Source organism: Natronobiforma cellulositropha (assembly GCF_025629245.1).
Taxonomy (GTDB): domain Archaea; phylum Halobacteriota; class Halobacteria; order Halobacteriales; family Natrialbaceae; genus Natronobiforma; species Natronobiforma cellulositropha.
Window position 1 is genome coordinate 1 of sequence record NZ_JANZXN010000053.1, and the last position, 19,605, is coordinate 19,605.

Consider the following 19,605-nt stretch of genomic DNA (forward strand, 5'->3'; position numbering starts at 1 on the left):
CCCAGTGAAGCGGGAAATCTTGGACATAGACATCCGCCGTTTCCCGCTTCAACTCCCTAGTTCTGACGGATCAAGTCGGCGCAGTCTGGCGATTCACCAGAGCCGCCACGGGCTATTTCGATTCGTAGGCAACGTTTATTGCTGACCGACCATTCAGGCGGAGTAATGAGCAGCGTCGACTGGGAGAAAGACGATCCGTTCGAGGCGCAACGGGAGCAGATCGAGAACCCGATGCGACGACTGCTGTTCGAGTACGGCCGTCCGTACTGGTTCGCCGTCACGGTGGGCATCGTCTCGAGCGTGTTCGCGCGGGCGCTCGACCTCCTCCCGGCGCTGTTGCTGGCGGTCGCCATCGACTCGATCTTCGGCGACGCCGTCTTCGCCGAGCAGGTACCGCTGACGGCGCTACCTGCGGGGTGGTTACCGACCGACCAGCAAGACCAGTTCTGGTTCGTCGTGGCCGTCATCGCGGGCTCGTTCGTCCTCGGGGCCGTCTTCCACTGGCTGCGAAACTGGGGGTTCAACTCGTTCTCACAGGACATCCAGCACGACGTGCGGACGGCGACTTACGACAAGATGCAACGGCTCGACATGGAGTTCTTCTCGAACAAACAGACCGGCGAGATGATGTCGGTGCTCTCGAACGACGTCAACCAGCTCGAGCGCTTTCTCAACGACGGGTTGAACTCGGCGTTCCGCCTGACGGTGATGGTTCTGGGCATCGCCTTTCTGCTGTTCTGGCTCAACCCACAGCTCGCGCTCGTCTCGCTCGCGCCGGTGCCGCTGATCGCCATCTTCACCTACCTCTTCGTGAAGGCGATCCAGCCGAAGTACGCCGCGGTTCGCTCCTCGGTGGGAAAGGTGAACTCCCGCCTCGAGAACAACCTCGGCGGCATCCAGGTGATCAAAGCCGACAACACCGAAGACTACGAGTCGGGCCGGGTCGACGACGTCTCCCGGAAGTACTACGACACTAACTGGGGGGCGATCCGCATCCGGATCAAGTTCTTCCCCGGCTTACAGCTCATCTCCGGCATCGGCTTCGTCCTGACGTTCGTCGTCGGCGGCTACTGGGTGTTCACCCAGAGCGGTCCCGGCCCGTTCACGGGAACGCTCCAGACCGGCGTCTTCGTCGCGTTCATCCTCTACACCCAGCAACTCGTCTGGCCGATGGCGCAGTTCGGCGAGGTAATCAACATGTACCAGCGTGCAGAGGCCTCGAGCGAGCGCATCTTCGGACTGATGGACGAGACGGGGCGCATCGAGGAGAACACGGCGGCACCGCCGCTCGAGGTGGGCGAGGGACGCGTCGAGTACGACGACGTCGCCTTCGGCTACGACGAGGAGACGATTCTCGAGGACGTCAGCTTCGACGTCCCCGGCGGCGAGACGGTCGCGTTAGTGGGACCGACGGGCGCGGGGAAGTCGACGGTGCTGAAGCTGCTGTTGCGCCTCTACGACGTCGACGAGGGCGAGATCCGCATCGACGGCCAGAACGTCAGAGACGTCCACCTGCCGAGCCTGCGCCGGTCGATGGGCTACGTCGGCCAGGAGTCCTATCTCTTCTACGGCACCGTCGAGGAGAACATCACCTACGGGACCTTCGACGCCAGCCACGAGGCGGTCGTCGAGGCGGCGAAGGCGGCGGAGGCCCACGACTTCATCGAGAACTTACCGGACGGCTACGAGACGATGGTCGGCGAGCGCGGCGTCAAACTCTCCGGCGGCCAGCGCCAGCGGCTGTGTATCGCGCGGGCGGTCCTCAAGGACCCGGACATCCTCGTCTTAGACGAGGCGACGAGCGACGTCGACACCGAGACGGAGATGCTCATCCAGCGCAGTCTCGACCGACTGACCGAAGGGCGGACGACGTTCGCCATCGCCCACCGCCTCTCGACGATCAAGGACGCTGAAACGATCCTCGTCTTGGAGGGCGGACGCATCGTCGAACGCGGCCCACACGAGGAGTTACTCGCGAACGACGGACTCTACGCCCACCTCTGGGGGGTCCAGGCCGGAGAGATCGACGAACTGCCCCAGGAGTTCATCGAGCGCGCCCAGCGCCGCCAGGCGCGGACGGAGACCAGCGGGGATGACTGACTCCTAAGTAGTGCCTACTCGTACGGTCAATCCACGGTGGCGAGGAACAGCTGGTAGGCGAACTAATGCGATGTGGCCTCCTTCCCATCGATACCAACGGGACTCCCCATAGGTGGAGGCACCGGGTTGGGGGAGGTACAGTTTGACGCACGACGGGATGATCGGACCGCGCTGCCGTCTCCTCTCGTTTCACGTCACATCTTCCCCATTCAGGCGGGTGATTCCCCGCAAGACACAGGGAGAAATGCTGTATCGTCCGGTTCTCCTGGTATGGGTACGGTGTACCGCGTCGGTCAACGTCCAAGATAGTTCCCGAACACGTACCTCTACTGCGTGTGATTCACGTCCGTGGCAGAACGCTTTGCATTCTGGTGTGCGAACGAGACGCGGAACGTCTCGTCAACGCCGTGAACGGCGGGATTCTCGCTGGCAACCAATAACGTGCCAGAGCATCTCGAGAGATATTCAAGACATTTATTACAATATGGAGGAACATGTTCTACTATATTACCTCAGAGGCGGTGATAGTCATTGGAAATTAAGTTTTTCTCTGTGAAATGTCCATATTATGTGTTGGCATATGAACACCGCCACCATAATGTAAATTAGTCAATATTATATACCAGGTTGCATAATAATTTGATGAATGAAGGAAAAAAACCCCGTGACAGTAGCCGGTTGAACAGGAGAATGGTTCTGAAAGCGTGTGCCGGTGCTGGCTCGGTGACAATCTTCGGCACGACAACCGGTGCTACGGATGAGAACACCGTGGAAAAGAACTTCACGCTCGATACAGATGAGCACCCCAAAATAGAAACCGCCCGTGTCGAAGTCTTCGCAGAATCCGAACGATACACGATTAAGACTCACTTCCACACAGTCACGAGCCTCAACGAAGTAAACCTCCACTCGTCGGGGAGGCGCGAGCGGTATTCAATAAACCTCGACACCACTGAGGAAGCCCGATCGGTCGAAGCCCATTCGGACGGGCGATACGAGCTCGAGAAGCTATCTGCGAATGATTTCGATATCGAGAGAAATGAAGTAAAGGTGAATAGGCTTCAGCCTCTCTCAAGTCGCCTCACTGCCGCGGCTCACACGAACTCTCGCGAGTGCGGGTCGCTGGCCTCAACCGAACTCAGATTTAGTCCAATCGAAAATCATATTTCCAGTTCGACTCTCTGGACAAACAGCGCCGACGGGAATACGTGTGACGGAGAGCAGTTCGATGACTCGATCCTGGGTCAAATTCCAGGTATTTCCGGCAGTGACGTTCCGAGTGTCTTCAACACGACCTGGAACCTCGAAGAATCCAATCTCGATCGGTTGGATGCCGTTGCAGATACCGAGTTCTCCAACACTGATTTTCCCATCGGCTTGGGAACCTACGAGGCAGAGCATCACATTGATGTCTTCATCGACGGAGGCAACGTCAAATCGAATATTAACATTAGCCACAGTTATACCCAGGGAAATTGTTTCGGCACCCAATGCGCCTCGGACTTCCTAACCGGTCAAGCTGCGGCGAGACTCCTGCTGAACTCAGAGGCCGAGCCACCGTAATCCATAGCACCTCTACGGCCGTCTCCCGTTGTTCGATCGTCTCCAAGTAGATGTTTCGTCGGCATTATACCGCTTGCGACTAAACGTACAAAATGACCCTATACCGACCATGACCTCCACCCCGCGTACTCGAGAGGTGCTCCCTTCGCGAATCCGTGCGCTCGTGTGGATGGAGTGCCGTCTCGCCGTTCGGTCGCGATTTCAGCGCGCGGTGGTGGTTGCCACGATCGTCGTCCCACTCCTTCTCGCGTTGAGCGAGCGAGGAGGGCGGAGCGACCAACAGAGAGAAGGGGTGCTTGCCGTACTCGCTGCCGACGCGCCACCGATCGATGCCTACTGGTTCATGCTCACCGACGTTTCGGTACTGTTCGTCGCGGTCGTCGGTCTGCTAGTGGGGTACGATACGTTCATTACGGAACGGGAGCGTGGAACCGCAATCCTGCGCCGGACGGTCCCGGTAACCCGAGGTGAAGTATTCGCCTCGATGCTCGCTGTCCGCCTCGCGACGGTCGGTGTGAGTCTCTGCCTCGGGGCGCTCCTCGGAGCCGGGCTGGTCGGCGCTACGAACGGTGCTCACCTGTTCGCGACGATGATGGCCACTGCCGCGCTCGCCGCACTCGTCACCGTGGTCGTCGGTGCGGGTTGCTGGCTCTCCGTGCTCTCGAGAACGCGCCGACAGGCGCTAGCTGCCGTCTGCCTGTCGATCGGTGCCGTCGTGTTCGGAACGCCGGTACTCCTCGAGTCGGCACCGTCACTCGTGTTTCTTCACCCGTTCTACGCGTTCACCGTGCTCGCTTCGTCGCCGTTCGAGACGGTAACACCGATCCTCGAGACGGCCGCGGGAGCGTCCGTGACTGGAGAGGGGTACGTCGTTTCGGTTGGTCTCGCCGGAGCCGTGCTGGGTGGGTGGCTCCTCGTGACGCTCTTCGCTGCGTACGTGCAGTTCCAACGGAGGGAGTGGGACGCGTGACGGACGCCGACCGAATCCGGCCGGGCGTGGTCCGGACGATCGTCGTGACAGAACTCAGGCGGTTCAAGCGGCCGTGGGTTCCGCTGGCGCTTCTCGTCTGGATACTCGTGTCGGTGTGGCGGACCGTGTACGGTGCAGAGACGGATGGAACGCCGGAGGTGATCTCGAGTACGGCCTACGTCGTGCGAGTGAACCCGGAGACGAGCGACGCGATGTACGCAGTTTTCGAGTACCTCTCCGTCTGGTGGCACGTGAATTCGATACACCTGCTCGTGCCGCTCGTCGGGCTCGTGCTCGGATACGAGCTGATCGTGACCGAACGCGAGCGGGGGCGACTGCAGACGTCGTTCTTGCTCCCTGCCCGGCGGTCGACGATGATCGTCGGCTGGTACATCGCGCGGGGGGTCGTCCTGGCCGTCGTCCTGACGGTGCCACTCGTTGTCGGGTGGGTGTTGATCACCTCGCGATTCGAGACGGGTGATCCCGTTGCGTACGCCATCTTTACCGTTGCGACGGTTGGCTACGGTCTCGCGTGGTTGAGCATCGGCGTCGCGGTCTCGGCAGCGGCTCAGTCCGCGAGACAGGCTGCCACCGTCGTGGCGGTCCTCTATTGCTATCAGCTCGTCCCGATCCACCACCTGATCGTCAGCGGCGACCCGCTCTATCAGCTCCAGCTGCTCGACCCTCGTCACGCGTACCTCACGGTGGCGACGGCCCCCTACGAGCACCTGTTTCCGCGGCTGCACACGAACGTCGCCCACGACGTCTACAACTGGGAAAGCACTCGGTGGCGAACGACGTTCACCAGCGAGGAGATTCCAGCTTACCTTTCGTGGCCGGTCGGGGTCGCTATTCTCCTCAGCTGGATCGTGCTCCCGCTGGTGTACGCCGCGCGAAACGTAGCCGACACAGAACTAGTGAGCCAATGACTGGAGAATCGAGAACCGACGGAACGAGCGACGAGACGATACCCGCGATCGAGTTCGACGGAGTCACGAAGGAGTTCACCGGAAGAACCGCGATCGACGGCGTGTCGATCGCCGTTCGCCCCGGGGAGATATACGGGTTGCTCGGCCCGAACGGGGCGGGCAAGACGACTGCGATCGGCGTTCTACTGAACGTGCTCCGGCCTACCGAGGGAAGCGCCCGGGTATTCGGTCACGACTCCCAAACCGACGAATTAGCGGTCGCTCGAGTGACCGGTTCCCTGCCGGAAGGCTTCACGCCCTACGACACGCTGACGGGCCGTGAACACCTCGAGTTCGTCTGTGGCGTTCGCGAGGACGACACACCGCCCGGGGAGTACCTCGAGCGCGTCGATCTGGCGGATGCGGCCGACCAGCGGGCAGGAACGTACTCGAGGGGGATGACGAGGCGGCTCGGGCTGGCGATGGCACTCGTCGGCGATCCCGACGTGCTGGTCCTCGACGAACCGTTCGCGGGGCTCGATCCGACCAGCGCGCAACTGGTGCGCTCTCTCGTCTGCGAGCAGCGTGCTGGCGGCTCGACCGTGCTGTTCAGTTCCCACCAGCTCGCTCACGTCCAGGAACTGTGTGACCGGGTCGGTATCCTGTCGGCGGGGACGCTCGTCGACGAACACATTCTCTCGGAGACGGCACGGATCTCGATCACCACCGATCCGCCGCTCTCGGACGTCCCACGGGAGATTCTGGAATGTGACGGCGTGACGGAGGCAACCCTCGAGAGTGAACGACTGGTTGTCGAGTGTGAGCGCGCCCGCGATCGAGGTGTAGTCGTATCGACCATCGTGGAGGCGGGATACGCGGTGCTCGACATCGACACCGAGGGGGTGTCACTCGAGGAGACGTTCACCGACGTGGTCGACCGGGACGTCGACCCGTCGACCTCGTGAACGGAGTCGAAAACGTGTTCCTGGCTGCCAATTACGTCCGCCGGAGACCGCTGGAGGTGAACGGCGGTGGATCGGCTCGAGTCGCGGTATTTCGGAGACCGAGTTCAGAACGATTCCGGATCGCCGTGGCCCTCGTCGTCGGGGTCGCCTTTGTCCTGGCGCTCCTCGCCTGGGGCGTAGGGCGTCCGGTCGCTGTAGTTCTTCCGTCCGATCGCCTCGTCGCCGACCATGTTCATGATCGCCTGTTCGACCTCGCCCGAGGACTCGTAGGCGTCTTCGTTGAGCGGGCCGATCAGCTCCTCGAGCGTCGCCGTCTCCTCGCCCATCTCGATCTGTGCTCCGCCGTGGTTCTCGAGTAACTCGTCCTGACTGATCGGGTACGATTCCTCCCCGAGGTCCTCCCGGAGACCGCCGAGTTCGACGCCGAGTTCGCGAGTATCGTCGCTCATGTGTGTGGGTGGTACGAGCCACCGGATACCGTTTGGGCCTGCCGTTGCCGACTCACTGGCCGACGGCGCGCGGGCTAGGCGAGCCGCTGGGTTGATACGATACCGGCGGGAGGTGGTGGTATGGATCTGAGCGCCGCCACGTGGACCGACGTCGCCGACTGCGAGAGCGACCTCGCGGTGCTCCCGGTCGGGAGTACGGAACAACACGGCCCGCACGCCCCCCTCGGAACGGACACGCTGCTCGCCGGAGTCATCGCCGACGCCGCCGTCGAGGCGTTCGACGGCGAGGTCGTCCGGGCGCCGACGATTCCCGTCGGCGTCGCCGCCGAACACCGCCACTTTCCGGGGACGATGTGGGTCTCGCCCGACACCTTCCGGGCGTACGTCCGCGACTGCGTCGCGAGTCTCGCCGCCCACGGCTTCGAGCGCGTCGTCCTCGTCAACGGCCACGGCGGCAACGTCGGCGCGCTCGAGGAAGTCGCCGGGACCATCTCGAGAGCCGACGCGGCCTACGCCGTCGCCTTCACCTGGTTCCAGGCGATCGGTGAGGCCGGAGCGGAGATGGGCCACGGCGGGCCGCTCGAGACCTCGCTACTCGCCTACTGCCACCCGGAACTGGTCCGCGAGGGACGGCTCGAGGCGGCGCGCGACGGCGGGGCCGACGGCTGGGGCGAGTGGGTGCGCTACACCAGCCTCGCCCACGACAGCGCCGCGTTCAGCGAGAACGGCGTCGTCGGCGACCCGACCGCCGCGAGCGCGGAGCGCGGCGAAGCGCTGTTCGAAGTCGCCGTCGAGGCGCTGGTCGACGTGCTCGAGACCGTGGCGGCGCGCGACCTCGACGGTCCTGCCTACCGGGGCTAGTGCGTCGGCAAGCCTGAACGGATCCGTGAACTCGAGTGCGGGTATCCGGGTTCACTCATCGGCTGACGCGTGGCGCCATACTAACTCGAGTCAGGCGCGCCGAGTGCGACGTTCGTGACGGTGGAGCCAGAGCGCACAGGCCAGCGCGACGCCGGCGGCGAGGGTCGCGATGACGAACGCCATCCGGTAGCCGGTCGACGTGTAGACCCTGACGCCGCCGACGAGGTCGCCGGTCCAGTAGGTATCGAGCGCCCAGCCCATCAGCGCGGGGAGGACGGAGCCGCCGAGGAAGGCCGCGCCGTTGATCGTCCCCGTCGAGACGCCGCTGGCCTCGGCCGGGTGACGCTCTTTGACGACCGCGTAACTCAGGACGAACGCGCCGAGACCCGCCCCCGTCGAGAAGAAGACGAGCGCGACGAGCCACTGCGGCGGCGCGCCCAACAGTGCGATCGAACCCAGCGCCAGGACGTACCAGACGCCGCCGCCGATCATCAACTCGGTGCGCCACTCGAGTCGATCCGAGAGGAGACCGAACGCGGGCGGGCCGACGATCAGGCCGACGCTCCCGGCGAGGGTGAACGTCGAGGCGTAGGTGGTCGAGACACCGTAGGTCTGGACGACGTAGGGGACGCCCCAGAGACCGAACAGGGTGAGGTTGAGCCCGGTCGTACAGAAGAGCATGGCGCTGACGACCCAGACGACGCGGTCGCCGAGGACGGCCGTGGTCGACGCACGGAGGTCGCGCGCCGAGAGCGTCGGCCGGTCGGGGACGCCGTCGATCGGACGCCCGCCGGCGCGCTCCGGTGTATCACGCACGAACAGGTAGACGACGGCGCTGAAGGCGAGACCGAACACACCGAGCGCCAGGACCGTCTCCCGCCAGCCGGCAGCGTCGACGGCCAGCGCGAGCGGCGTCGTCGCGAGCACGCCGCCGACGCCGGAGACGGCGAAGCTGAGACCGCTCATCGTCGCGAACTCGTCGTCGCGGTACCAGCTCGCACAGAACCGGAGGATGCAGACGAAGATCACGCTCCCGCCGAGACCGACGAGTCCGCGGGCGACCAGCGCCGCGAGGTAGGTGTCGGCGAGGGCGAACCAGATCGCCCCGATGCTCATCACGAACGCACCCGCCGTCGCCGTCCGCCGGGGACCGACCCGGTCGGCGAGCAGCCCCGTCGGAATCTGCATCAGCGCGTAGACGTAGAAGAAGATCGCGTGGAGCGTTCCCAGCCGGACGCCCGTCGTTTCGAAGGCGGCCATCAGGTCTTCGGCGAGGACGGCCGTCGAGAGCCGATAAATATTCACCAGCAAGAAGACGACGCCGAGCACCCCCCACAGCACCCACCGGTACCTGACGGGGTCACTCCGGACGCGCATACACGGTCCCTTCGGATGGGGAGTAGAAAGGGTTCCTACTCGAGCGGCGACGAAACACCGAGTGCGAGCGGCCGCCCGGGCGCGTCACTCGAGAACACACGGACGCCCAGGACCGACGGCCGCGGCCGTGAGCGTCAGTCGTCGTCTTCCTCGTCGTCCGCATCGGGACCGGTCTCCTCGAGCGTCCCACGCAGCCCGGGAATGGTGGCGGTGAGGTCCGTGACCTGTTCGCTCGCCTCGGAGATGTCCTCGATCGCCTCCTCGAGCGAGGCGAGTTCGTCCTCTACGTCGTCGGCGTCCTCGAACGCCCCGGCGCGCTGTCCCATGGTGAACCACTTCTTCGCGTCACGGACGTGGTCTTCGGCGTCGCCGGCGTCGAGCGCCGACTTCAGGCCGTTGAGCACGCCGAGGACGTTCTCCGCGTCGGTCTCCCAGACGTCGTCTGCACTCGGGAGGGCGTCCCAGGCCGCCGCGAGCGAGGACTCCACGTCGTCTCGCATCTCGGTGGCGGCTTCGCCGAACAGTTCGTCGTCGTCGAGTGAGGCTTGACTCATGCGGGTTCCTTCACGGCCGCCAGGGTTAAAAGGTAGCCCGAAAGTGAAAGTGAACACCGGGGCGTCAGCGTCTGAATCAGGGGATAAGCAGGCAGGGTTCGAAAGAGATGTCGTCAGCGATCGACCGAGAGCAGGCGCATCAGCGGATAACCGTCTTCGAGTTCCATCTGCGTGTGGACGCGACAGCCCTCGTAGTCGATCACGATCTCGACCTCGAGAAACGCCCCCGTTAGCTCGGTGTAGCCGTACTCGCCGCCCTCGAGACAGGCCGCCTCGAGCGCCTCCTCGTCGATCTCGACGGTGACGCGCTCACAGTGGGGCTGGTTCTCGATCGCCGCCTCCATCGCACGGGCCAGACTCGGGGCGCTCTCGACGGTGATCGGCGTTCCCGCGAACTGGTGGTAGAGCGAACCGAACTTGATCCCGGCTTCGAAACAGGCCGTCTCGGAAGTGGTCGGGTCCATAGCTTGCACCGAGGGCGACTCGAGGGAAAACCTCTTCGAGAGCCGTGTGTGGCAATACTCACCGCACCGGCGCGAACCGTGTGGTACTTATCGGACGTTCACCTGTCTCCACCCGAATGGTCGACCCGGTGTTACTGACAGGGGCAGGCGGTTCGGTGGGTGAGGCGATTCTGTCTGGGTTGAGCGACTCCTACGAGTGGAAACTCCTCTTTCACAGTCCGCCGCGCGAAGAACCGGAACACGAGTATCTCGTCGGCGACGTCATCGACGACGACGACGTGGCAGAAGCCGTCTCAGGGGTGAACTCGATCATCCACCTCGCTGGTGATCCGCGGCCGGAAGCGCCGTGGCGGAGCGTCCTCACCAACAACATCGACGGCACGCAGAAACTCTACGAGGCCGCCATCGAGGAGGGCGTCGAGAAGTTCGTCTTCGCCTCCTCGAACCACGCCGTCGGCGCGTTCGAGACCGACGAACGCACCCCCGAACTCTACCGCGCCGACGACGACTTCCGCCTCGACGGGACCGAACTCCCCCGCCCCGGCAACCTCTACGGCGTCTCGAAGGCCACCGGTGAGGTCATGGGCCGCTACTACCACGACACCTACGGCATCGCCGTCTGTAACCTCCGCATCGGCAACCTCACGAAGGGCCACCCACCGATCGACTACGAGCGCGGCCAGGCGATGTGGCTCTCCTACCGCGACTGCGCCCACCTCCACCAGTGCGCACTCGAGGCCGACTACGACTTCGAGATCTGTTACGGCATCTCCGACAACGACCGCAAGTACTACTCGCTCGAGCGCGCGCGAGCGGTCCTCGGCTACGAGCCACAGGACAACTCCGCCGACCACGAGTGAGCGAATACCGCTGGGCGGACTCACCCGCCGGATTCTGGGTCGTAGAGGCTGATCCGTTCGTGTATGTTTGACGGAACGTCTTCGGCCAGGATGAACGACTCGTCGAGGAGTGCGACGCCCCGGTTGTAGTGCTCGTTCGCCTCCGGAGCCCACGCCGGGTCGAAGTCGGGACTTTCCACCCCGATCGCCGTGGTACCGAGGACGGTCCCGTCGTCACCGACGACGTCGACCTCGTGGAGACCGGCGTCGAGGTAGCGCTCCGCAGCAGTCTCGAACTCGGTCGCCGCTTCGGCCAGCAGCTCGGATCGCTGGCTGCCGATGTCGATGGCAGCGAGCAACAGGTCCCGCCCGTCGGGGTCGCAGTACTCGACGAACGCCCGCGCGTCGTCGAACGCCGAGCGAGCGTACGCCGCCCGCCCGCGGATGCCGGGTGCCGACTCGATGACGTCCCAGTAGCGTCCGTTGCCGAGCAGCGCGACGATACCGCTACCGTAGGGGCCGCCGACCATCGTCGCACCGTCTTCGTCACCGATCTTCTCGAGGACATCTCGATCGAGCGGGTCACCCCGGACCCCGATCGAGCGCTCGTACTCTCGCTCGAGGGCTGACTGTGCGTCGTCGTACTTGTACAGGACACCCGATTCGGGACTCTCTCGGTAACGAACCGAACCGCCCACTCGGTACTCGCCTTCGCAGACGAACGCTGGGTCCGCGTCGGCGGTATCGCGCTCGGAGCGCTCGCCCTCCCCAGGAGTATCGGTGTCATCTGAGCCGTCCGTACCGCCATCGAGGCAGCCGACGATCCCCCCAGCGACGACCGTCACACCGGCCAGCACGCGCCGTCTCCCTACCCCAGCTGTCATAACCGATGTTGAAAACCAGCCACGAAATACGTTGTGGCGAGCGAGGCCCACCGCACGCAGCCAACGAGTTGGAAACGTCCGTCCCTCGAGTGGATACCCCCAACGGCAGTGGTAACTCCCCACCCCACAATAACAACATTTATTAAATATTTGTTCGTAGTTAGTAGTCAGTGAGCGTACACGCGACGGCGTCTCCGATAGTCGGTGTCCGAGTGTCCGACGCGACCACGGAGCCCGCACCGTCGCGACGCAACCTCAGATCCAACCATGTCGAGTACATTCCGAACCGCAGTCAAGACGAACGTCTCGAGAACACAGCGCCGAGCAGCGATCGATTCCCTCGTCAGCGACCGCGAGCGGGCGAGTCTCGCCATCCTCGTCCAGACCGACGGACTCCGCGGGGAGTTCCGACGGCAGGCGCTCGCTGGACTCTCGAGGTGTAACGCGACGGCACAGCTCGCGGACCTCGCCGACGATACGACGCTCCCCGAGTCGCTCCGGCGGCGAGCCGAGGAGCTGTCATGAGTGAGCGCGACGACCAGCAGCGCGCCGAACAGAGTGAGGGACGCGAGCGGACGGGACAACGACGCGTGTGTCGGGCGACCGGCCGCCGGGACGGACTGGTCGGTAAGTACGACATCTGGCTGTGTCGCCAGTCCTTCCGCGAGATGGCCCGTGACATGGGCTTTCGAAAGTACGAGTGAGCACGGACGGTCCCGAAGCAGGCGAGGGGGACGGACGCACCCCGGCAGCCGACGCCACCGAGGTCACGACACGCGCGGCCACCGACGACCCGACGGTCGTCATCGTCGGTGGTGGCGTCCACGGAACCCACCTGGCGGTGCGGCTGCTCGAGGAGGGCGTCGTCGGGCGCGACGAGCTACGCATCGTGGACCCACAGGGTCTCCTCGGCGGGTTCAGACGGCAGTGTCGCCAGTGTGGCATGGACGAGTTTCGCTCGCCGTTCGTCCACCACGTCGACCGGGACCCGTTCAGCCTCCGGGACTTCGCACGAGCACGCGGCCGCGAGGACGAACTGGTCTCGAGTTCGGTCGGCGCGGACCGGCCGACCGTCTCGCTGTTTTTCGACCACGCCGACTGGGTCTGTGACCGCCTCGGGCTGGCGTCGGCCGTCGTCGAGGCGACGGTCACGGGACTCGAGGAGCGACGCGATGGCGTCGACCTCGAGACGACCGCGGGGCGACTCCGCGCGCGGTGGTGTCTCCTCGCTGTCGGCCACGGCGGGGCGTACGCCTCTCCCGAATGGGCGGACGGGCTGCCCGCGAGTGCCCCGGTGAGCCACGTCTTCGAGCGCGAGTTCGACCCGGCTGCAATCGGCGAGACGGCGGCGGTCGGCGTCGTCGGTGGAGCCATCACGGCGGCACAGCTGGCGACGACGGTCGCCCAGCCCGGGCGCGAGGTGACGCTGTTCGCCCGCAGCCCGTTTCGCGTCGAGACGCTCGAGGCGAGCACCGACTGGGCGCACTTCTCCGGCGTCGTCGCCGACCTGCAGGCACTCCCGGCGGCCTCGCGCGAGCGCGAGCGAACGGTGCTCGAGGCGCGACACGACGGCTCGGTCGCGCCCCACGCCTTCCGGCGCGTCCGCGAGGCGCTCGAGCGTGGCTCGGTCACACTCGAGCGCAGCGAGATCACCACGGCCACGGAGGCCGGCGGAACCGTCGTGGTCACCTGCCGGGACGGGAGCGCGGCGTGTCTGGACGAACTCGTCTGTGCGACCGGCTTCGGCTCGCCCTACGACGGGGTGCTCCTGCGACGGCTCGGCGCGGGCGACGCCCTCGAGACGGGCTATCGCGGCGCGCCCGTCCTCGACGACGGATCGTTGCGCTGGCGACGCCGGGACGGGTCGCGCTCGCGGCTGTTCGTGACCGGGGCGGCCGCACAGCAAGTGCTCGGACCGTTCGCCCGCAACGTCATCGGGGCGAGACGTGCGGGGGACCTGATCGTCGAGGCGCTCGCGTCCCAGCGAGAGCTGCGAGCGCGCTGAGATGGTGTTCAGAACAGCCCCTCTACGTCTCCTTCTCGAGCCTCGCGTCGCTCGAGGTGGGACTCGAGTCGCTGGTAGACCAGCGCCCGCGCGTCGTCCTCGCGGACGACGTCGAACAGCAGGGTGATGAACCGGCTGCCGTCGTCGCCGGCCGCGAGGTCGGCGCGGGCGTAGTGGGCCGCGCGCTCGAGCGTCGTCTCCTCGAGACCGAACGCGTCGGCGAGGGCGGGTGCGGCGAGGGCCGTCTCGGCGAACGAGAGGTCCGCGAGGCGGACGCACTCGCCGTCGTGGGTGAGCGCCGGTGGCTCGCGGCGCTCGAGCAGTGCCGGGTCGTCACCGAGGCGTTCGAGGAACGCCCGCGGCGTCTCGAGGGCGACGCCGCGGTAGGTCTCGGGCAGGTCCGCGAGGTACTCGCGGGCGCTCACGGCGAGGCCCGTACAGCCCGCCCAGTTGCGTTCGTGGGCGTGGTAGACCGCCGCCGTGAACTGGATGAGGCCGTGGAGGAGGCGCTCGTCGTCGGTGCCAGCGTCGAGGGCGAGCCAGCGAGGTTCCCAGGCGTCGTGGGCGGCGTGGACGTAGCCGTCGTTGTAGATGGCGATACCTGCCCTGAGCGCGTCGCGCATGGGAGTCGTTCGGTCGCCGTCGGTATACGTGCGACGGGCAAAAAATCGGCCACGATGTCGTCCGGGAACGTTCGTCGGCGACGGCGGCCGGACGAACGTCGAGGTGGTGACGTACGCGATGAGCACTGACCACTCGACCGGGAAGTCGGCGACCGGTCGCGTGGTACTCGAGCGGACGGGGGATTCCCGTATCACTATTGGCCGGTTTCTCGAGCGCGCGTGCGCTGTAGCAGGCACCTACGGGAGGTACGAACCCGTTACGGGAGCGGAGGAGACCGAGAGCGGGGGACGGCCAACGGGAGCGCGCTGGGTCACTCCTCGAAGACGAACGTGCCGTCTTCGGCGACGACCTCGCCGTCGATTTCGAACCGTGAGTCCGCGCCCGTGTCGAGCAACAAGTCGACGTGGACGGCCGACTCGTTGCCGGTCTCGCCGTCGGGGAGGCAGGCGTCGTAGGCCCGCCCCAGCGCGAGGTGGACCGTCTCGGCCATCTTCTCGTCGAAGAGAATGTTGTTGGTGTAGCGGTCGATGCCGCGGTTCATCCCGACGCCGAGTTCGCCCAGCCGTCGCGCCCCCGCGTCGGTCTCGAGAATCTCGGCGATCACGTCTTCGCCCGCCTCCGCCGCGTGGTCGACGACGTCGCCGCCGTCGAACTCGAGGCGGACGTCGCGAACCGGGCGGCCCTGGATCGTCATCGGGATATCGAAGACGACGACGCCCTCGGTGGCGGCGGGCGCGGTGAACACCTCGCCGCTCGGGAGGTTGTGCGAGTCGTAGGCGACGGAGGCGGCGCTGTTGACCGCCGTCCGCCCCTCGATGGACATCGTGAGGTCGGTCTCGCCCGCGAGGAGTCTAACCTCACTGCCCTCGTCGAGGCGTGTCTTGAGGTGGGCCATCTCGTCTGCGAGCGCCTCCCAGTCGCGACAGATGGCATCGTAGGCGAAGTCGCGGTACTCCTCGTAGGCCATCCCCGCCTGCTGGGCGAGCGCGCGCGTCGGGTGGGCCGTCGACACCCAGCGGGTGGCGAAACGCGCCTCGCGGACACCCGTCCGGGCGCGCCGGTAGGCGCTTCTGGTCTCACCGGGCACGTCGGCCATCGCACTGGTGTTTCGCCCGCCGCCCAGGCGGAGGACGACGTCCGCCCGCTCGTAGAGGGCGCGTTCGTAGTCGGGGTCGGCGGCGAACTCGCCGTCGTGAGCGCGCAGGTAGGCGCGTGTCAGTTCACTCGAGTCGTAGGTCGCGAGGAGGGTCGCCCCGCGCTCGCCGAGTTTCTCGGCGACGGCGACCGCGAGGTCGTGGGCATCCGGACCGACCGAGAGGACGACGTCGTCACCGCGTTCGACGCGGGCGCTCCAGTCGACGAGAATCTCGGCGTGTTCGTAGACGCGTGGGTCCATGCGTGAAGGTCACACTCGAGACCTATAGTAGCCACTGCAAGTCAGTGCACACCTGATCGCCAGACGGGTCGGCGATCAGTGTGTAAACCGTTGCAGTTGGTACGACAAACGCTCGCCGTTTCCGAACCGTCACTGCACCGGTTCAGAACGGTCGCTCGCCGGATCGGCGTCCGCTCGAGCGCGCACGAAGGCGACCACGGCGTAGACGGCCGGCGTGTCGACGACGGCGATGGCGAGTTTCAGGAGGTACTGGCCGACGATGAGGACGAGGACGGACTCGAGCGGGAGCGCCGCCCCGGTGCCGAGGAGGGCGGGGGCGATGGCGAAGGCGACGGTGACGAAGATGACGGTGTCGATCGCCTGGCTGCTCGCCGTCGAGGCGAGGTTCCGCAGCCAGAGGTGCTCGCCGTCGGTGTAGGCGCGGATGCGGTGGAAGACGTAGACGTCCCAGTTCTGGCTGACGAGGTAGGCCAGCAGGCTCCCGGCGACGATGGCCGTCGAAGGCCCGAGGACGGCCGCGAACTGCTCGCCGTCGACGCCGACACCCGAGTCCGGGGCAGCGATCGTCGACCAGACCAACAGCAGGACGACGAGGTTCATCCCGAAGGCGACGTTGACGACCACGTGGGCCGCACGCCGCCCGTAGAGTTCCGAGTAACAGTCGCTCGCGAAGAACGTCACCGCGTAGGCGAGCGCCGCCCCCGGCAGGAGCAACTCCGCGCCCAGGTAGGGAATCGCGACCGGCAGGTCGAAGCCGAGGACTTTCGCCGCCGTGAGCTGTGCCGTCACCAGCGCCGTCACGAACAGCGCGATGAGCACTACCTGCGGTGGCGTCGGCGTCGAGGCGGCGGGTGTGTCGGTCATCGCACCGACCTAGTTACGCGAAGGTCCTAAACGATGCTATTCCGGTAGTCGCTCGAGAATCTACGGAGACGACCGACGTGGCTCGAGCGCCCGATCTGCATCCGGTTTCACACCGTGTCTCACACCCGAGTGCCTACGGCGCTGGCGACCGTCGGTTCCCGTATGGCATACCGAACCACGATCGGCTGGTCACTGCTCTCGTCGGGAATCGTCACGCTGATCCTCAAAGTGCTACCAGGCGACTCGCTCTGGTGGGGACTCGGCCTGCTCGCGCTCGGTCTCGCCATACTCGTCGTCCGCTGACATGAGTCACCGGCGCTCGAAGCGGTGACGGACGACCGTCGACTCGTCGTCCCACGAGAAGTGCTCGTGGGCGCGCTCGAGGAGGTCCCGGTAGGCCGCGAGGTCCGCGACACCCTCCGCCCGCGCGTCCGCGTCGGTCAGCTCACCGAGCGTCCGCTCGTCGACCGCGACGACCTCGAACTCGGTGTCACCGACCGAGAAGCGCGCACCCTCGTCGGCGTAGCGCTGCCCGCGGTGGATCTGCGTCACCTCCCCCTCGAGCGCCTGGGTTCGCATCCGCTCGCTCGGCAACAGGACGGCCGGATCGATCTCGTCTGTCATAGTGGACGCTCGAGCGCGGCAGTGAAAACGATGGTCCCTTCCAGTGGTGGGAACGCGGCGCGTCAGCGATCGGCAGGCGCTCGAGCGCGGCAGTGAAAACGATGGTCCCTTCCAGTGGTGGGAACGCGGCGCGTCAGCGATCGGCAGGCGCTCGAGCGCCGTCGACGCCCTCGTACTTGTCCTCGAACTCTTGGATGAGCTGGCCCATCTTCGCGTACCAGTCGTTCAACGTCCGCTGCATCTCACCGGCGATCTGATGCGGATCGGTCGGGTAGTAGACGTGGTAGTAGCCACCCTGGTCGTAGTTGATCTGTTCTTTCTGAATGAAGCCGCTCTGGAGCAGCCGCTGAATCGAGCGGTACGCCGTCGAGCGCTCGCGCTCGACCCGGTCTGCGACCTCGTCGATCGTGAGCGACTCGTCGCTCTCGACCAGCACCCGGAAACACTCCTTGTCGAGCTGTTTGAGACCGTGTATACACTCGAGTAAGCCCTCACACTCGAGGTCCTGCTGGAGCAGTTCGGCCATCGATTGCGCCATGATCCTGTGTTGAGGTTGGTCGCAGAGGAGCAAAAGGGTTGTGCGAATAGTGTACACGTCTGGGAGATAGGGTCTAGCGGTGCTCGAGCGGGGAGACGGCGATGGCCTGAAGACGGGCCAGAACTGCTAGCGGGTCACAGTGGAGTGGGACGCAGCATGGACCGTAAGAATATGTTGAATATGTGTATCGAGTTTGCGTCCTCGAGTATGGTCATAGGGACTCAAGGACGGGTGCTCTTCTAATGATTGCTGAACGGTTTCGCGCGTCACAGACACGTCGTCGAGGAGTAGTTCAACCCATGCTCGAGTCTCCCAGACAGACAGTTCCACCCCAGTGGCAGCGATGCAGTCGTACACCGCTCGAGCATCCTCGGGTTGGGGGAATGCACGTTGTAATTCAGCGATGGCCGAAAATGAAAGGACCGGTCCCTCAAAGTCCCGGTTAGGGAACATATCATAGACGCGTTCGGCCCGCTGAATCTGGTTCTTACTGGTTCCATCAATAGGAAGCTTCGCGGCAATTTCAGCCCGTGAAAGCCCGTGCTGAGCACGAGTCGTGCGGAACAGACGACCCCACTCCCACTTCTGTTCGACGCCTGAATAATCCGATTTGATCGTTCGAGCGGATTTCTCTAAGCCCTCGAGCGAGGGGTCCGTCTGGGTGTCAACTCGAGGGTCAGCCGGCTCGGCAACCGTTTCCGGGCGCTTTTCGAGAGTGGTCTGATGTTCACAGCGCACGGTTTGTGTGCCGACACTGCTCACCCGGCAGTTCACGACGAGCGCATCTTCCTCGCCGCCCTCGATGATGAGGCGACGGCCATCAACCAATCTGGTCTGACTGTCTCGTAGCCCACCGATGGTGAGCACGTCACCAGAAACGAGCGACTCAAACCCGAACAGCCTACGGTGGACCTGTATGAATCGGGGTTCCGGCTGAAGGTCATCCAGTGTCGGACTGAGCAGCGGCTTTCCCCCAAACTGCTGGAAGTACTCGTACCCGTGGGCAGCGTCCTCGTCTGCGACAATGATGGTGTGGTCGTCCTCGAGACCAAGCCAACCCGAGTCAAACCCCCAGTGACAGCGCCGACACAAGAGTAGCCCGTTCGTCTCTCGGTTCGGCCCACCATGTTGGGCAGGATGTATATGCGCGGCTTCGACTTCGGGATGGCCGTACGGAGACACACGCTTTTGTTCACAGACCGAACACCGGTTTAGATACAATTCACGGAGATTCTGTTTCGTCTCAAACGAGAACTCCCCCGAGTAACTGCTCACTGCCCAGTTTCCAGCCATATGACGTTCAGATAGGGGACCATAATATGATTATTGGTCTTTATTAACCAATATCCACCATCAACTTTGGTTGAGGATAATATTGCTCGAGGTACCACAATGGACGATCGTGACAAGAGCTTTGAGGAATTAGGTGATGCCAAGCAGATTTGTTCAAGAGAACCGCGTAGAAAGTTCCGAAGGAAAAGAATGATTTGAGAAATTGTGATTAGCTAGTGATTGGGCCTTGTTTAGACGCCTGAATTCATGGGTTTGAGCGGTCGAGCGCGAGTTCGATGTTTCTGACGGCGCACTTGAGGACGAGTTCGCGGAATTGTCCAAACCAGG

General features: G+C 64.6%; 22 protein-coding genes. 11 read left to right on the forward strand and 11 right to left on the reverse strand.

Annotated elements, in window-relative coordinates:
- Window positions 1–165 precede the first annotated feature (165 nt).
- From N0B15_RS15900 to N0B15_RS15920, 5 genes are all read left to right on the forward strand, one after another.
- Window positions 166–2,100 carry an ABC transporter ATP-binding protein gene (locus N0B15_RS15900; protein WP_263020694.1) on the forward strand — a complete coding sequence of 645 codons (1,935 nt, stop codon included), beginning with the start codon at window positions 166–168 and terminating at the stop codon, window positions 2,098–2,100.
- A gap of 642 nt (window positions 2,101–2,742) precedes the next feature.
- Window positions 2,743–3,663 carry a hypothetical protein gene (locus tag N0B15_RS15905; RefSeq protein WP_263020695.1) on the forward strand — a complete coding sequence of 307 codons (921 nt, stop codon included), beginning with the start codon at window positions 2,743–2,745 and terminating at the stop codon, window positions 3,661–3,663.
- Window positions 3,664–3,832: 169 nt separating this feature from the next.
- Window positions 3,833–4,633 (forward strand): ABC transporter permease subunit, encoded by an 801-nt coding sequence (locus N0B15_RS15910; protein WP_263020714.1) that lies wholly within the window; start codon window positions 3,833–3,835, stop codon window positions 4,631–4,633.
- Complete coding sequence (locus N0B15_RS15915; RefSeq protein WP_263020696.1) at window positions 4,630–5,562, forward strand: ABC transporter permease; 933 nt, start codon at window positions 4,630–4,632, stop codon at window positions 5,560–5,562. Before N0B15_RS15910 ends, N0B15_RS15915 begins: the two co-directional genes overlap by 4 nt.
- Window positions 5,559–6,506, forward strand: a complete 948-nt coding sequence (locus N0B15_RS15920; protein WP_263020697.1) for an ABC transporter ATP-binding protein — start codon at window positions 5,559–5,561, stop codon at window positions 6,504–6,506. The genes N0B15_RS15915 and N0B15_RS15920 overlap by 4 nt, the downstream gene beginning before the upstream one ends.
- A 104-nt stretch (window positions 6,507–6,610) precedes the next feature.
- Here the strand turns inward: N0B15_RS15920 and N0B15_RS15925 are convergent, their stop codons facing one another.
- Window positions 6,611–6,955 carry a DUF5789 family protein gene (locus N0B15_RS15925; protein ID WP_263020698.1) on the reverse strand — a complete coding sequence of 115 codons (345 nt, stop codon included), beginning with the start codon at window positions 6,953–6,955 and terminating at the stop codon, window positions 6,611–6,613.
- Between the two features lie 120 nt (window positions 6,956–7,075).
- On the opposite strand from N0B15_RS15925, the gene N0B15_RS15930 reads away from it, so the two are divergent.
- Complete coding sequence (locus N0B15_RS15930; RefSeq protein ID WP_263020699.1) at window positions 7,076–7,816, forward strand: creatininase family protein; 741 nt, start codon at window positions 7,076–7,078, stop codon at window positions 7,814–7,816.
- A gap of 90 nt (window positions 7,817–7,906) precedes the next feature.
- Here N0B15_RS15930 and N0B15_RS15935 read toward each other — a convergent pair whose 3' ends face one another.
- The 3 genes from N0B15_RS15935 to N0B15_RS15945 all read right to left on the reverse strand — a co-directional run bounded on the left by N0B15_RS15935 (window position 7,907) and on the right by N0B15_RS15945 (window position 10,211).
- Window positions 7,907–9,193, reverse strand: a complete 1,287-nt coding sequence (locus N0B15_RS15935) for an MFS transporter (protein ID WP_263020700.1) — start codon at window positions 9,191–9,193, stop codon at window positions 7,907–7,909.
- A gap of 134 nt (window positions 9,194–9,327) precedes the next feature.
- Window positions 9,328–9,747, reverse strand: a complete 420-nt coding sequence (locus N0B15_RS15940) for a DUF5790 family protein (protein ID WP_263020701.1) — start codon at window positions 9,745–9,747, stop codon at window positions 9,328–9,330.
- A 113-nt stretch (window positions 9,748–9,860) separates the two neighbouring features.
- Window positions 9,861–10,211, reverse strand: a complete 351-nt coding sequence (locus tag N0B15_RS15945; protein WP_263020702.1) for a dihydroneopterin aldolase family protein — start codon at window positions 10,209–10,211, stop codon at window positions 9,861–9,863.
- Window positions 10,212–10,327: 116 nt separating this feature from the next.
- On the opposite strand from N0B15_RS15945, the gene azf reads away from it, so the two are divergent.
- The gene (azf, locus tag N0B15_RS15950; protein ID WP_263020703.1) at window positions 10,328–11,071 is read left to right on the forward strand and encodes an NAD-dependent glucose-6-phosphate dehydrogenase Azf; all 744 of its coding nucleotides are present in this window, start codon (window positions 10,328–10,330) and stop codon (window positions 11,069–11,071) included.
- A gap of 20 nt (window positions 11,072–11,091) precedes the next feature.
- On the opposite strand, the gene N0B15_RS15955 is transcribed toward azf, so the two are convergent.
- Window positions 11,092–11,934, reverse strand: a complete 843-nt coding sequence (locus N0B15_RS15955; RefSeq protein WP_263020704.1) for a hypothetical protein — start codon at window positions 11,932–11,934, stop codon at window positions 11,092–11,094.
- Between the two features lie 267 nt (window positions 11,935–12,201).
- Between N0B15_RS15955 and N0B15_RS15960 the strand changes: the two genes are divergently transcribed.
- The 3 genes from N0B15_RS15960 (at window position 12,202) to N0B15_RS15970 (ending at window position 13,939) form a co-directional block, all read left to right on the forward strand.
- Entirely contained in the window at window positions 12,202–12,459 is a 258-nt protein-coding gene (locus N0B15_RS15960; RefSeq protein ID WP_263020705.1) for a hypothetical protein, read from the forward strand.
- A complete protein-coding gene (locus tag N0B15_RS15965) occupies window positions 12,456–12,638 on the forward strand; it encodes a 30S ribosomal protein S14 (protein ID WP_263020706.1) in 183 nt (60 codons plus the stop codon). Before N0B15_RS15960 ends, N0B15_RS15965 begins: the two co-directional genes overlap by 4 nt.
- A gap of 101 nt (window positions 12,639–12,739) precedes the next feature.
- A complete protein-coding gene (locus N0B15_RS15970; RefSeq protein WP_263020715.1) occupies window positions 12,740–13,939 on the forward strand; it encodes an FAD/NAD(P)-binding protein in 1,200 nt (399 codons plus the stop codon).
- Between the two features lie 8 nt (window positions 13,940–13,947).
- Here N0B15_RS15970 and N0B15_RS15975 read toward each other — a convergent pair whose 3' ends face one another.
- From N0B15_RS15975 to N0B15_RS15985, 3 genes are all read right to left on the reverse strand, one after another.
- Window positions 13,948–14,562, reverse strand: coding sequence for a DUF309 domain-containing protein (locus N0B15_RS15975; protein WP_263020707.1), 615 nt, complete (start codon window positions 14,560–14,562; stop codon window positions 13,948–13,950).
- Window positions 14,563–14,873: 311 nt separating this feature from the next.
- Entirely contained in the window at window positions 14,874–15,959 is a 1,086-nt protein-coding gene (locus tag N0B15_RS15980; RefSeq protein WP_263020708.1) for an aminopeptidase, read from the reverse strand.
- Window positions 15,960–16,088: 129 nt separating this feature from the next.
- A complete protein-coding gene (locus tag N0B15_RS15985) occupies window positions 16,089–16,823 on the reverse strand; it encodes a queuosine precursor transporter (RefSeq protein WP_263020709.1) in 735 nt (244 codons plus the stop codon).
- Between the two features lie 162 nt (window positions 16,824–16,985).
- On the opposite strand from N0B15_RS15985, the gene N0B15_RS15990 reads away from it, so the two are divergent.
- Window positions 16,986–17,126: a hypothetical protein gene (locus N0B15_RS15990; RefSeq protein WP_263020710.1), complete on the forward strand. Its 141-nt coding sequence runs from the start codon at window positions 16,986–16,988 to the stop codon at window positions 17,124–17,126.
- A gap of 6 nt (window positions 17,127–17,132) precedes the next feature.
- Here the strand turns inward: N0B15_RS15990 and N0B15_RS15995 are convergent, their stop codons facing one another.
- From N0B15_RS15995 to N0B15_RS16005, 3 genes are all read right to left on the reverse strand, one after another.
- Window positions 17,133–17,447 carry an ASCH domain-containing protein gene (locus N0B15_RS15995; RefSeq protein ID WP_263020711.1) on the reverse strand — a complete coding sequence of 105 codons (315 nt, stop codon included), beginning with the start codon at window positions 17,445–17,447 and terminating at the stop codon, window positions 17,133–17,135.
- Between the two features lie 133 nt (window positions 17,448–17,580).
- Entirely contained in the window at window positions 17,581–17,985 is a 405-nt protein-coding gene (locus N0B15_RS16000) for a helix-turn-helix domain-containing protein (RefSeq protein ID WP_263020712.1), read from the reverse strand.
- Between the two features lie 126 nt (window positions 17,986–18,111).
- On the reverse strand, window positions 18,112–19,278 hold the full coding sequence (locus N0B15_RS16005; RefSeq protein ID WP_263020713.1) for an HNH endonuclease: 1,167 nt from the start codon (window positions 19,276–19,278) through the stop codon (window positions 18,112–18,114).
- Window positions 19,279–19,605 lie beyond the last annotated feature (327 nt).